A 13135-nucleotide genomic window follows, 5' to 3' on the forward strand; every position below is an offset into this window, starting at 1 on the left:
TTCCGGAGCTGACGATGCTCGATCCAGAAAAGGCCAGGGCCGCGTCCCAGTTGTTGGTGAGCCATTGGGAGAAGGGCACCCGTCTCGACGCCATACCCCAGGAGTTACGGCCACAAACGCGGATCGAAGGTTACGCTATCCAGTCGCATGTGATGGATCGTTCGGCGGCTCCGCTTTTCGGTTGGAAGATTGCCGCAACCAGTCTGGCCGGACAAAGGCACATCAACGTCGACGGCCCGATGGCCGGGCGTCTCCTGGCTGAAAAAGAGATTGAGGTCGGTGGGGCCATTTCCCTGGCGACGAGCAAGATGCGCGTGGCCGAGATCGAATTCGCTTTCCGTTTCGGCCGCCAGCTGCCGCCTCGTCCAGCACCCTATGAAATCGCTGAGGTGATGGATGCCGTAGCGGCATTGCACCCTGCGATCGAAATACCGGACTCACGATACGATGATTTCTGCGCAGTCGGGGCGCCGCAGCTCATAGCGGACAACGCCTGTGCCAATCTGTTCGTCATCGGCCAAGCTGTAGAAGACGATTGGCGCGACGTGGATCTCGCGAAGCACCCGGTGGTCGCTTTCGTTTCTGGAAAGTCGCAGCATAACGGAACGGGGGCAGCTGTATTGGGCGATCCTCGGATTGCGCTCACATGGATCGTCAATGAACTGTCGGGCCTGGGCATAGCACTCCAGCCGGGACAGATGGTGATAACCGGCACCTGTGTGACGCCGATAAGCGTCGAGGCCGGTGACAAAGTCACCGGCGATTTAGGCAGGTTTGGCCGCGTCTCGGTGAGTTTTGTCTAAGGCGCCCCGCGCAGCCTGACCACAACACTGCGCACCACAAGCACCAGAACCGTGATGATAATCAGGATCACCGAGAGCGCGGCGATCGCCGGGTCGATGTTGTCGCGCAGGCCCATCCACATCAGGCGCGGCAGCGTGATGGCGTTGACCGAGGTGATGAACAGGGTGACGCCGATCTCTTCCCATGAGAGCACGAAGGACAGCAGGGCTGCGGTGACGATGCCGAACTTGATGTTGGGCATGATGATGCGGGTGGCGCGCTCCCACACCGTGGCGCCGAGGCCGCGCGCGGCAAGATCGATGCGCCGGTCGAGCTGGCTGAGCGACACCAGGATCAGCACCGTGGCGAAGGGCACCGTCATCACCGCATGCGCCATGGCGACACCGAGCCAGGTGTCATAGCCGAAGAACGAGCTGGCGCCGGAAATCGAGGTCAGCAGGAAGTAGAGCGTGATCGCCGAGACCACCGGCGGCACCACCATCGGCAGCAGCACGAAGCCGACCAGTGCGGCAGTGAAGCGCGGCTGGAACATCCACACGCCAAGGCTGAAGCAGAGCGCCAGCACGGTGGAGAAGGCGCTGCTGACGACGCCGATCCTGATCGAGAGCAGGATCGAGTTGATCCAGCGCGGATCCTCGATCAGCGCCCGGTAGTGGCGCAGCGACAATTCGCCCGACGGCATCGCCAGCATGCGGGTCGGCGTCAGCGACACCGGGATGACGGCAAGCAGCGGCAACAGCAGGAACAGCGCAACCAGGGCGGCGAGGATCAGCGAGACGGGGCCGGGGCGGTAAGTCGGCATCAGATCAGCTGCTTCGGTCTGACATAGCGGAACAGCAGCGCCATCAGCGCGCCGACGAACAGCACCAGCACGACACTGATCGCCGCCCCCAGCCCCCAGTCCGGGCTCTGGAAGATGCGGAGGTAAATCAGCTCGGCGATCATCACGCTGCGGCCGCCGCCGAGGATCGCCGGCGTCACGAAGAAGCCGAGTGAAAAGACGAAGACGATCAGCGCCGAGCCGATGATGCCGGAGCGGGTCATCGGCACGAAAACCGACCAGAAGGTGCGCATGCGGCTGGAGCCGAGCCCGCGCGCCGCCAGCAGCACGCGGTCGTCGAGGCTGCGCATGGAAGACGCCAGCGGAAACACAGCGAAGGGAATGAGGAAATGCGTCATGCCGACGATGACGCCGAACTCGTTGCGCACCAGCGTCAGCGGTTCTGAGATGAAGCCGATCGCCTGCAGCCAGGTGTTGAACAGGCCGCGATTGGAAAGCAGCGCCACCCAGCCGAAGGCGCGCGTCAGCACCGAGATCCAGAACGGCACCAGTATGCAGAACTCGGCGACCACGCGCTGCGCCGGCGTGCCGCGCACCCACACCACGGTGATGGCGTAGGCGGCGGCAACCGAAACAATCGTGACGATCGCCGCGATGCGCAGCGTGCGGACAAATACCGACTGCACCAGCGGGTCGCTAAGCAGCGTGCCATACTGGCCGAGCCCCGGCTCGGGCAGCGTGAAGCTCCAGTTCACGACGCCGAAGAATGGCCAGGCATAGGCGGCGCCAAGGAATAGGAGCAGCGGCGCCATCAATAGCGCCGCGCCCATCCTGTCGGAGAAGTATGCTTTCATCTCGGCCCGGTTTCCCCAGGCCTATCAGGCGGAGATGATCTTCGTGTACTCGTCGAGCGCGGCCCCGTAGTTCTTGGCGTACCACTCCATGTCGAGCGCGATCTGCTTTTTCATGTTTTCGGGGTCGACCGGGTTGATACGCTTCTTGTCGGCGGGGATCAGCGCGTCGGTCGCCGGATTGGCCGGACCCTGGCCGAGCTTGTCGAACATAATGAGCTGCTTTTCCGGATCCTGGGCGCTGGCGATGAACTTCATCGCCGCGTCCTTGCCGCCGGGATTGCCCTTGAGCACTGCGAGCGCGCCGGGCGAGATCAGGCCCTGGTCCCAGATGAACTTGATCTTGCCGCCGGAATCCTGCTCGATCAGCGAGGCCCGGGTCGACCAGACGATCGCCATCGAGGCCTCGCCGTCGAGCAGCACGCTCTGGCTTTCGGCGCCGCCGCCCCAATAGGCGACGACATTCTCCTTGAAGGCGGCGATCTTGTCATGCGCGCGCTTGAGGTCGAGCGGGTAGAGCGAGGCCGGTGCGATGCCGTCGGCCAAAAGAGCGGCTTCCCAGCTCGACACGCCCCATTTGTAGAGCGAGCGCTTGCCGGGGAATTTCGCCACGTCGAAGAAATCGGCCATGCCGGTCGGCGCCTGGCTGCCGAATTTCTCGGAATCGTAGGCGATGACATAGGAGAAGAAATAGGTCGAGGCGGCGTGCTCCCAGCCGAAGCCCTCGCGCATCTTCTTCTTGTCGACGATCGAATAGTCGATCGGCTCGAGCATGCCCTGCGCACCGAGCGTGATGGCCGAGAACGGATCGACGTCGACCAGGTCCCAGGTCGGAGCGCCGCTCTTGAACTGCGCGGCGATAGCGCCTTCGGTTGGGCCGGAGCCGTCCATCTTGACGGTGATGCCGGTCTCCTTGGTGAAAGCCTGGCCATAGGCCGCATCATAGGCAGTGATGGCGTCGCCGCCCCAGTTGACCAGCACCAGTTGCTTGGCTTGCGCGAAGGCACCGGTCGAGCGCAGCAGCATCGGCGTGCCGGCCAGCACGAGTGCAGCCAGCTGCGTGAACTGCCGACGCGAGATTTCGCCGCGCGCCGCCCTGGCGGACAGCGTCTCGATGGAATGTTTCTTGGTTTCATTTGTCATGTCAGTTCCCCTTTTTTTGTCGTTGATATTTCCCGAAAGTAGGCTTGGCGAATTTCAGCTTCGCCACGCCGATCGTCATTGTCCTCCGTCCGGAAGGAGGAAACCCTTTTCCGCCGGCCATGTCAGCCACACGGAATTGCCCTTGCTGAGCGCCGAGGCGGCAACCTCGTTCGGCACGGAGACCGTCACCTTGGCGCCCTGGCGTGTCGTCAGATCGAGCCGCGTCGCAGCGCCAAGATAGGTCGAGGCGACCGCGGTGGCGGCGATGCCGTTCTCGCCCGCTGCCGCTTCGGGCGCGATTGACATGTATTCTGGCCGGATCGCCAGGATGGCGTTGCTGCCGACCGCGTTGGCATTGCCGCGCAGGTTGATGGTGCGGTCTTCGCACAGGCCGGTGGCGCCATTGTCGGCGTTGCGCACGCCCTTCAGCGGCAGCATGTTGATCTCGCCGAGGAACTCGGCGACGAAACGGTTGGCCGGCCGGTCGTAGACCTCGTCCGGCGCGCCGACCTGCAGCAATTTGCCGTGGTTGAAGATGGCGACGCGCGACGACAGCGCCAGCGCCTCGCTCTGGTCGTGGGTGACGAAGACGAAGGTGGTGCCCGTCTCCTGGTGCAGCCGCTTCATCTCGGCCTGCATCTGGCCGCGCAGGCCCTTGTCGAGCGCTGAGAACGGCTCGTCGAGCAAAAGCACGCCCGGCTCGAATACCAGGGCGCGTGCCAGCGCCACGCGCTGCTGCTGACCGCCGGACAATTGCGACGGCAGTTTCTTCTCGTGGCCCTTCAGCCCGACGCGCTCGATCATCTCACTGACGCGTCGCTTGATCTCGGCCGACGATTTCTTGCGCACCTTGAGCGGGAAGGCGATGTTGGCCTCGACACTCATATGTGGGAACAGCGCGTAGCCCTGGAACACCATGCCGGCGGCGCGCTGCTCGGCCGGTCGCTCGGTGATGTCGACGCCGTCGCTGTAAAGGCGGCCGTCGGTGGGCTGAATGAAGCCGGCAAGGATCATCAGGAAGGTGGTCTTGCCCGAGCCTGACGGACCGAGCAGGGTCAGGAACTCACCGCGGCCGATATCGAGCGTCAGATCGTCCAGCGCACGGAATGAGCCGAAGCTCTTGCCGATCCCGATTGCCTTGATCTCTGCGGCCCGGCCGGGTTGCTGCATCCTGCCTTTGTCCTCAATGCTGATTGAAATCGTAGGCAGGGCGGCGGCTTACCGCAACCGAATAGTTTTCGCCTGACCGGCAAATTTGATTCATCTATGCAGCTAATCTCCCCCCTCGAGGGGGAGATGTCGCCGAAGGCGACAGAGGGGGTCGCTGCGCGTGGAGTGGCGACTTCCTCTTTCTTTGAAAGCAGATCGGGCCGAGCCCAGTCGGACCAACCCCCTCTGGCCGCTTCGCGGCCATCTCCCCCTCAAGGGGGGAGATTAACGCTGGTTCTCCGACAGCTTCGACCGCAACCATCCACTAAAAACATTCAGCACCGGATGCCCGGCCTTCGCATGCTCTGACACGAGAAAATACGACCGCGGTGATTTGATCGCGATGTCGAACGGGCGCACCAGCCGGCCTTCGCTCAGCGCCCGGCGGCTGGTCAGCTCGTCGCCCATGGCGATGCCCTGGCCGGCGATCGCCGCCGAGAAAACCAGGTTCATGTCGGAAAAGAAGATGCCGCCCTCGATGTCGGGATTCTCGACCTTCGACAGCGCCAGCCAGCGCGCCCAGTCCTCGGTGTCGCCGAGATGCAGGAGATTGGCGCGCAGCACGTCGGCGGGCTTGGAAAAGCCGCCGATCTTGTTGAGCAGCGTCGGACTGCACAGAGGCGTGAATGAGATCTCGCACAACAGCTCGACCGCGCGGTTCGGCCAGTTGCCGACGCCGAAGGCGATAAAGGCGTCGGCCTCGGCATTGCTGACATCGTCCAGCCGCCGCGGCGTCAGGATGCGCAGCGCGACATCGGGGTACATCTGCCGGAATTCGCCAATGTGAGTGCACAGGAACAGCGAGGCGAAGCCCGGGGTGCAACTGACGCTGAACGAGCCGCCGACGCCGGTGCCGGCATGGCGCGTCACCGCATCGCCCAGCACCGTCAGCGCCTTGCGCACGTCGCTGGCGTAGCGCTGGCCGCGCGAGGTGAGCGCCACGCCCTTGCCGATGCGCTCGAGCAGGTCGAAGCCGAGATCGCGTTCGAGCAGGCGCAATTGGTGGCTGACCGCGCTGCGGGTCAGATGCAGTTCGTCAGCGGCGCGCCAGACGCTGCCGTGGCGGGCAAAACTGTCGAGCGCGCGCAGCGCCTGCGTCGATGGAATTCTCAAGAGGTGAACCGAATTTGCATGAGCCGGGAAAACATATCACTTTTTGGCGAGGCGCTTCACTGCTTTCTTTGACCGATGGAGGAACCGGTGACCACCTCAGCCCAAGCGACCGCGCTTGCCTGTCTGGACGACGTCCAGCCGTCGCTGTCGGCGTGGACGCGGACGATCTTCGATTTCGGCGAGACCGCCTGGCGCGAATACCAGTCGGCCGCCTGGTATGTCGAGCGGCTGAAATACGAAGGTTTTTCCGTCGAGGAAGGCTCCGGCGGCATGCCCACCGCCTTCTGCGCCCACTGGACCAACGGCGACGGGCCGACCATCGGCATGTACGCCGAATACGACGCTGTGCCGGGCAATTGCCAGGACGCGGCGACCGTCAAGCGACCGCGCGCGGGCCTCGGCGCTGAGGCCGGCGGCCACACCGATCCGCATTCCGGGCTCGGTATCGCCAGCCTCGGCGGGCTTTTGGCGACCAAGGCGGCGATGCAGCGGCACGGCATATCGGGCACGCTGCGCTTCACCGGCGAGCCGGCGGAGAAAGTGCGGGGGTCGAAGCCGATCCATGCGGCGAAGGGCTATTATGACGGGCTCGCCGGCATGATCTCCTTCCATCCCTTCTACATGCTGCCGCTCTGCAACACGGCGCGCTGGGACACGCATTGCGGCGCGGCCTATGCGATGATCTACCGCTTTGCGTGCGACGAACCCGAAAATTGGGTTCGCGCAAGCGATGGCGCGCCGATCCCGCAGGCGCATTCGGCGGTCAGGGCTCCTGGCGCCAACGACGCGCTCATGATGATGTACATGGCGTCCAAGGCGCTGCGCGATTCCATGCTGCCGCATCAGGGCGGCTGGTCGATCAGCGAGGCGATCCTGACGGCAGGACAGGCGACCGCTGACAATCTGCCGGCGGGGCTGGCCGAGATCCAGTACATGATCCGCGTGCCGACGCTTGCCATGGCCGAGCAGGTGACCGCCGTGCTCGACCGCAATGCGGAAGCCGCCGCGAAAATGAGCGGCTGCCGCCATGAGCGGCACTGGGTGTCGAAATCGCGGCCGGGGCTGGCCAATCACGCAATGTCAGGCATCGCCTATGAGGCGCTGTCGACGGTCGGGCCGCCGCGCTGGGACGAGACGGCCAAGGCGATCGCCCGCGAAATCCAGGTCAATGCCGGCGGCACGGCGACCGACGAGCCGTTAATCGCCGAGCTGGAGCAGCTGATTGCGCCGCAGGATGCAGAAGCAATCCTGCGCCGCGACCTGCCGCCGTCGCAGCTCAATTCGACCTCCGACGACTACACTGACATGTCGTGGCACACGCCGACGGCGCGGTTCTACGTCGCCCGCCCGGCGCTGCGTTCCGGGAATGGCCACGCCTATCCGTCCTGGGCGATGAACGCGCTGGGCGGCATTTCTGCGACGATCGATCCGATGGTCACTTGTGCCGCGAAGACGATCGCGCTGGCAGCACTTCGCCTGCTGGAAGACAAGGCCGCCCGCGATGCGGCGATGGACGAATTCGTCGCCCGCACCGGTGGCGGCATCGGCGGCAGCAAATGGCTGGCGCCGCTCTGCGACTATGAGCCGCCGATCCATTTCCGCTGGCCGGAATATGTCACCACCCCGCGCGGACGGGACTGGTGGATACCAAGCAACCCGCAAGCCGCGTGATCACCCAAGCCAGGAGAACCCCATGACCGTTCATGACCGCATCGTAGCAGAACCGTTTTCGCTGCAGCGCCGCAACCCGGCCGGAGGCACCAAGCCGCTGACCGGTTGGGGCTTTGCCAACGAGACCGATGTGCTGACCGACGTGCTGCTCGGCTCGCCGAATTTCCTGCGCCACCTCTCGACCAGCTCGCTGTCGCGCAAGCATCTGCGCGAGGCGCCGTGCAACGTCCAGATCGCGCAGGCGCAGCACAAGGACCTGGTCGCCGCCTACGAGCATTTCGGCGTCAACATCCACTGGCACGAGCCGACGCCGGAATTGCCGATGCAGGTCTATTCGCGCGATTCCAGTGTCATGACGCCGTATGGCGTCATCATCACCGCGATGGCCAACTGGTGGCGGCGCGGCGAGAATTACGCGGCGATCCGCACGTATGAGAAGCTCGGCATTCCGATCTACGACATGGTCACGGCGGGCACGTTCGAGGGCGGCGACTTCAACGTCATCGAGGACGGCGTGGTGCTGATCGGCTGCGGCGGCGCTCGCACGCAGGAGGAGGGCGCGCGCCAGGTCCAGGCCTGGTTCGACAAGGAGGGCTGGGAGACCCGCATCGCCTTCATCGACGAATATTATGTCCATATCGATCTGATGGTGGTGCCGATCGCCGAAAAGCTGACCGCCGTCTGCCTCGCCTGCACGGAGCCGGGCATCGTCGACTGGCTGAAGGGCAAGGGCCACGAGATCATCGACGTGCCGTTCCAGGATACGATGGCGCTCGGCTGCAACTTCATGTCGCTGGGCAAGGACAGGGTGATCGCGCCGACGTCCAGCCAGACGCTGATCGGCCAGCTCAAGGCGCGCGGCTTCGAGGTGGCGGCGGTCGACATGAGCGAGATCTCGAAGACCGGCGGCGGCATCCACTGCATGGCGCAGGCGCTGAAGCGCGGGCCGGCCTGAGCGCCATCGTCAGCAACGTCGATCCCGCCTGGCTCGCGGCACGCGCCTACAGCACGATGAGCTTTCCCTTGCGCAGACGCCTGGCGCAACGATAGGCGAGGTCGGCGGCGACCATGTCTTCCATGGCAATGCCCATCGCCTTGTAGGTGGTGATCTGTTGATCCGAAACGCGGCCCGGCGCGCGGTCGAGCAGCATGGCTCCAAGCTCGGTGCCGAAATCCGGGTCGAAGTCGGCAAGCTCGCAAGAGCCGACCGGGGTCGGTTTGAATGCATCCTTGGTCTCGACAAAAAGACTGGATTTGCCGATGAGCTCGATCGGCATTTCACCGCCGGGCGGCGCCACCCCGACCGACGAGATATGCGTGCCCGGCTGGACCCAGCCTGCGTCGATCACCGGCTCGTAGGAGTGGGTCGCCAGGCACACCACGTCGGAACTGCGCACTGCCGCCTCGATGTCGGCGACCGCCACCACCGACGGATGCAGCCGGGCAAGCGCTGCCGCATCGTCGAAGCTCTTTGAAGCGACACGGATTTCGGCAAAGTCGCGCACCAGCGGCAACAGATGCAGGTGCTGGTTGGCCTGCACGCCGGCGCCGACCACGGTCGCAATCCTGGCGTCCCGGCGGGCAAGCGCGCGCACCGACAGCACGGCGGAGCCGGAGGTTCGCACCGCTGTTATGAAGGTGCCGTCCATGATGCAGACCGGCAGGCCGGACAGCGGATCGAACAGGCTGATGGTGGCGAGGTGGCTGGGCAAGTTCTTGGCCAGGTTGCCTTCGAAGACATTGACGATCTTGACGGTCAGGTTCATGCCCTCCATCCAGGCCGGCATGGCGAGGCTGTAGCCGGCCCCGGGGATGTCGAGTTGTGGTCGGGGTGGATTGACGACCTTGCCTTGTGACAGCGCCTTGAAGCCGTCTTCCAGAACATCGAGAAGCTGGCTGAGGTCGATGCACGCCATCACGTCGGCTTCGCTCAGCACCAGGATCTCGGTCGCTCCCTTGCTGATTTCCGCCGCACTCTTGCGGGTTGGGCTGAACGCTTCCTTGGTCATCCTGCACTCCTGTGTTCGTCGAATTGGCTCACCACGTTCGCTTTGAGTGGGTGAGGGAAGCGCAGGCTATTGCGGGGTTTTATGTGATGAAATACGTTGATTTTGACATCTCTGCGTGAAATTAGCATATAAATCCCTGAGATAGCGTGGATTGTGAGATGGGCGATCTCGACCAGATAGACCGCAGCCTGCTCCGGCTGCTGCAGGAGGACGGGCGCCGGACGACGCTTGATCTTGCCGGGCGTGTCGGGCTTTCGCCGACCGGAACCAGCCAGCGGGTGAAGCGGCTGTTCCGCGACGGGTTCATCACCGCGGTCAGGGCCGTGCTCGATCCGCGCAAGGTCGGCCGGGGAACGCTGGTGTTCATCGAGGTCCGGCTTGACCACACGGCGCCGCATGTCTTTGACCGTTTCGCCGAAGCCGTGGCGAAAGCTCCGGAGGTTCTGGAGTGCCATATGGTGGTTGGCGGTTTCGATTATCTGGTGAAGGCGCGGATCGCCGATATGGCGGTGTTCCAGGATTTCCTGCAGCGGGTCATCCTGCCACTGCCCGGCGTGCGCGAAACGCACACTTTCGCCTCCATCGCCGATGTCAAGCCGAACGCCCTGTTGCCGGTGTGATCAGGTGGAGGAGGGGAACGCTGTTCAGGGCGAGCTGCATCGCTTCTTTGCCATCTTATCGCTCCCCTGGCGCACCTTCCGGTGCAGAGATGCCGGAGACCGGCTCTAGTCTTGCGCGGTCAGCAGGTTCGCATCGCGGGCCAGCCGCCACGCGCCATCAGCCTCCTTGCGCAGGAGCGTCAGCGTATATCCCGATTGACGCACCGGCTTCCCGTTCGGCGGCGTCGCGGTCATGTCGATGCGGCTGCGGATGAAGGCCCAACTGCCGAGAAGCTGTAGTTCCACGATATCGCTCGTGCCGTCGATGTGAACGCCGGCCATCTCCTGCGCGGCCGCTGCGAAGATCTCCTTGTCGAAAGGCTCCCGGCCGGGAACCATGAAGATCGCGTCGTCCGTCATCAGGCTGAGGACGGTTGCGGTGTCTCCACGCTTGCTCGCATCAATCCACGTCTCGACCAGCTTTCGGATTGCTCTTTCGTCGTCCGTCATCTTCCTGGTTCCTCGCCGTCATCGGTACCGAACGGCGCTCCTCCCTCGTCGCAACATAGGGCACAGATCGCCCCCGTCATCGATTGCCGGTGATCAATGTCGCTGCTTGGGTCCGTGAAACGGCGCAGTCCGCGCTCGATGCCTATCGCCAGCCCCCCGAGGCGGTGATGCGCTCGCCGGTCAGCCAGGACGCGTCGTCTGAGGCGAGGAACACCGCGATTCGGGCGATGTCGTCGGGCTGGCCGAAGCGGCCGAGCGGGGTCATGGCGATGACCTGCTTCTCGAACTCGCTGCCGACGATGCCGATCCGCTGCAGGCCTTCGGTGTCGACGCCGCCGGGCGCGATGGCGTTGACGCGGATGTTGCGGGCGCCCAGTTCTCTCGACATCGACAGCGTGATCGAATCCACCGCGCCCTTGGTGGCGGCGTAGACCAGCGAGTTCGGCTGCGGGTTGAGGCTGGCGACCGAGCTTATGTTGATGACGCTGCCGCCTCCGGCGCCGAAATGGCTCACCGCTTCCCGGATGGTCAGGATGGTGCCCAGCACATTGGTGTCGAACTCACGGTGGAATTCGGCCTCGGTCACCGCTTCCAGCGGCTCGAACGCAAAGACGCCGGCATTGTTGACCAGGATGTCCACCGCGCCGAACGACGATTTGGCGGCTTCGAACAGGCGGCGCACGTCGGCCGCTTGCGACACGTCACCGTGGACGGCAATGGCTCGGCCGCCTGCGGCCTTGATCGCGGCAACGACGCGGTCCGCACCTTCCCGCGACGAAGCATAGTTGACGACCACGGCGGCACCGGCCGCCGCAAGACCCTTGGCGATGCCGGCGCCGATACCCTTGGAGGCGCCGGTGACGATGGCCACCTTGCCGTTCAGCTTGCTCATCAAATCTCTCCTTCGTTGACGATGAGCGGTATTTAATAGTGATGGGATAGCGTATTAGGATCGCCTCGATCGGTTCTTTCGTGCCTGGAATTCTTGAATGACCACCATCCTCGAAAAGACCGCCGGTCTCGTCGCCTTCGTGCGCACGGTCGATGCCGGTTCGTTCCATGCCGCCAGCCGGCTGGTCGGCTCCAGCCCGTCGGCGGTGTCGAAGAGCGTAGCGCGGCTCGAGCGGCGGCTGGGCGTCAGGCTGATCCAGCGCTCGACGCGCCGCCTGGCACTGACCAGCGAAGGCCTCGCCTATTACGAGCGGGTCGCGCCTTTGCTGAGAGCGCTCGACGATGCCGAGGACATCGTCCAGATGGCCGATACGGCGCGCGGCCTGCTGCGCGTCACGGCATCCGTCGAACTCGGGCGCGGCCTGATCGCCGCATGGGCGCAAGCGTTCCTGGCTCAGCACGGCGAGGTGAAGCTCGAGCTCAGCGTCACCGACCGCCACGCCGACCTGATCCGCGAAGGCTATGACGTCGCGGTGCGCATGGGGGCGCTGTCGGACACCGGGCTCATCGCTCGCAAGATCGCCAATCTGCCGATCGTGCTGGTGGCGTCGCCCGCCTATGTCGAACGGCGCGGCCGGCCGGCCTCGATCGAGGATTTGCAGAACCACGACTTCGTCCGCTACCAGATGGCCGGCCGGCCTTATCCCGTCACCTTGGCCGACGGCACGGTGATCGTGCCGAACGGGCGACTCGACACCGATGACGGCGGCGCCATCCGGCAAGCGGCGCTTGCCGGAGCCGGCATCGCGCATCTGATGCAGTTTGCCGTGCAGGACGATCTCGACACCGGCCGTCTGGTCCGCATCCTGCCCGAGGTGGCGATGCCGACCATGCCGGTGCACATCGTCCATGCGTATGGGCGGCAGCTACCGGTCCGCGCCCGGCTGTTCGTCGACTTCCTGGCGAGCCAGATGGCGGCGCTGACGCGATAGGGCAGGCGCTCCGTGGCAAAGACAGCGGCGCTTCCTCGATGGCCATGCGGTAGCCTTTGAGCGTCGCTGCGTTGAAGTTTAATATCAAGCCCTGGCGCGGCGCGACGTAACGAGAATCCCTGTCCATCGAGCTAAAACGTAATCTTCACCGAAGCGGCGCTGCGGTTCGCCGGCCCGTGAAAGACGGCCTCGATGTTGTTGCCGTCGGGATCGAGCAGGAAGGCGGCATAGTAGCCGGGATGGTAGTGCTGCCGCTCGCCCGGTGCGCCATTGTCCGTGCCGCCGCCATCGAGGCCGGCCTTGTAGAAGGCGTCGACCATCGCGCGGTCCTTTGCCTGGAAGGCAAGGTGGTGGCGCCCGGTCAGTTGCCCGTTGGCCGCCCGGCTGTCGATGCTGGAGACGAACAGCTCGTCGGCCCAGAAATAATCCTCGGCGCTGCCGCCGATGGGAACGTCGAGCACCTTGAAAACCGCCTCGTAGAAGCGGCGGCTGGCCTTGAGATCCCTGACCACCAGCTGGACGTGGTCGATGAGACGGCCGCGATGAAGTTCCATGCCTGTTA

At 64.5% G+C, this 13135-nt stretch carries 14 protein-coding genes; 5 read left to right on the plus strand and 9 right to left on the minus strand.

The annotated features are described in order from the left end of the window. The first annotated feature begins 14 nt into the window (after positions 1–14). Complete coding sequence (locus EN885_RS26805; protein ID WP_128242209.1) at positions 15–803, plus strand: fumarylacetoacetate hydrolase family protein; 789 nt, start codon at positions 15–17, stop codon at positions 801–803. Here EN885_RS26805 and EN885_RS26810 read toward each other — a convergent pair. The 5 genes from EN885_RS26810 to EN885_RS26830 all read right to left on the minus strand — a co-directional run bounded on the left by EN885_RS26810 (position 800) and on the right by EN885_RS26830 (position 5901). Beyond that, the gene (locus tag EN885_RS26810; protein ID WP_128242210.1) at positions 800–1606 is read right to left on the minus strand and encodes an ABC transporter permease; all 807 of its coding nucleotides are present in this window, start codon (positions 1604–1606) and stop codon (positions 800–802) included. The genes EN885_RS26805 and EN885_RS26810 overlap by 4 nt on opposite strands. Further along, positions 1606–2439, minus strand: a complete 834-nt coding sequence (locus EN885_RS26815; RefSeq protein ID WP_127292976.1) for an ABC transporter permease — start codon at positions 2437–2439, stop codon at positions 1606–1608. Before EN885_RS26815 ends, EN885_RS26810 begins: the two co-directional genes overlap by 1 nt. A gap of 24 nt (positions 2440–2463) precedes the next feature. Then, positions 2464–3579, minus strand: a complete 1116-nt coding sequence (locus tag EN885_RS26820; protein WP_127292974.1) for an ABC transporter substrate-binding protein — start codon at positions 3577–3579, stop codon at positions 2464–2466. A 75-nt stretch (positions 3580–3654) separates the two neighbouring features. After that, positions 3655–4749 (minus strand): ABC transporter ATP-binding protein, encoded by a 1095-nt coding sequence (locus EN885_RS26825; RefSeq protein ID WP_126105583.1) that lies wholly within the window; start codon positions 4747–4749, stop codon positions 3655–3657. 264 nt (positions 4750–5013) lie between these two features. Beyond that, complete coding sequence (locus EN885_RS26830) at positions 5014–5901, minus strand: LysR substrate-binding domain-containing protein (RefSeq protein WP_127203955.1); 888 nt, start codon at positions 5899–5901, stop codon at positions 5014–5016. Positions 5902–5976: 75 nt separating this feature from the next. Between EN885_RS26830 and EN885_RS26835 the strand changes: the two genes are divergently transcribed. Together EN885_RS26835 and EN885_RS26840 are read left to right on the plus strand one after the other, a co-directional pair. Continuing rightward, entirely contained in the window at positions 5977–7572 is a 1596-nt protein-coding gene (locus EN885_RS26835; protein ID WP_164897922.1) for an amidohydrolase, read from the plus strand. Positions 7573–7594: 22 nt separating this feature from the next. Next, positions 7595–8527 carry a dimethylarginine dimethylaminohydrolase family protein gene (locus EN885_RS26840; RefSeq protein WP_128242212.1) on the plus strand — a complete coding sequence of 311 codons (933 nt, stop codon included), beginning with the start codon at positions 7595–7597 and terminating at the stop codon, positions 8525–8527. A 46-nt stretch (positions 8528–8573) separates the two neighbouring features. On the opposite strand, the gene EN885_RS26845 is transcribed toward EN885_RS26840, so the two are convergent. Then, complete coding sequence (locus tag EN885_RS26845) at positions 8574–9581, minus strand: ornithine cyclodeaminase family protein (RefSeq protein ID WP_128242213.1); 1008 nt, start codon at positions 9579–9581, stop codon at positions 8574–8576. Positions 9582–9739: 158 nt separating this feature from the next. Between EN885_RS26845 and EN885_RS26850 the strand changes: the two genes are divergently transcribed. Continuing rightward, a complete protein-coding gene (locus tag EN885_RS26850) occupies positions 9740–10201 on the plus strand; it encodes an Lrp/AsnC ligand binding domain-containing protein (protein WP_095489198.1) in 462 nt (153 codons plus the stop codon). 105 nt (positions 10202–10306) lie between these two features. Here EN885_RS26850 and EN885_RS26855 read toward each other — a convergent pair whose 3' ends face one another. Next, the gene (locus EN885_RS26855) at positions 10307–10690 is read right to left on the minus strand and encodes an SgcJ/EcaC family oxidoreductase (RefSeq protein ID WP_128242214.1); all 384 of its coding nucleotides are present in this window, start codon (positions 10688–10690) and stop codon (positions 10307–10309) included. A gap of 142 nt (positions 10691–10832) precedes the next feature. Continuing rightward, on the minus strand, positions 10833–11582 hold the full coding sequence (locus tag EN885_RS26860) for a glucose 1-dehydrogenase (protein ID WP_128242215.1): 750 nt from the start codon (positions 11580–11582) through the stop codon (positions 10833–10835). A gap of 97 nt (positions 11583–11679) precedes the next feature. Between EN885_RS26860 and EN885_RS26865 the strand changes: the two genes are divergently transcribed. Continuing rightward, entirely contained in the window at positions 11680–12573 is an 894-nt protein-coding gene (locus tag EN885_RS26865) for a LysR family transcriptional regulator (RefSeq protein WP_095489201.1), read from the plus strand. 131 nt (positions 12574–12704) lie between these two features. Here EN885_RS26865 and EN885_RS26870 read toward each other — a convergent pair whose 3' ends face one another. Further along, positions 12705–13127: a VOC family protein gene (locus EN885_RS26870; protein ID WP_126105590.1), complete on the minus strand. Its 423-nt coding sequence runs from the start codon at positions 13125–13127 to the stop codon at positions 12705–12707. Positions 13128–13135 lie beyond the last annotated feature (8 nt).

The sequence above is a fragment of the Mesorhizobium sp. M6A.T.Cr.TU.014.01.1.1 genome (genome assembly GCF_004022765.1).
In the GTDB taxonomy this organism is placed as follows: domain Bacteria; phylum Pseudomonadota; class Alphaproteobacteria; order Rhizobiales; family Rhizobiaceae; genus Mesorhizobium; species Mesorhizobium mediterraneum.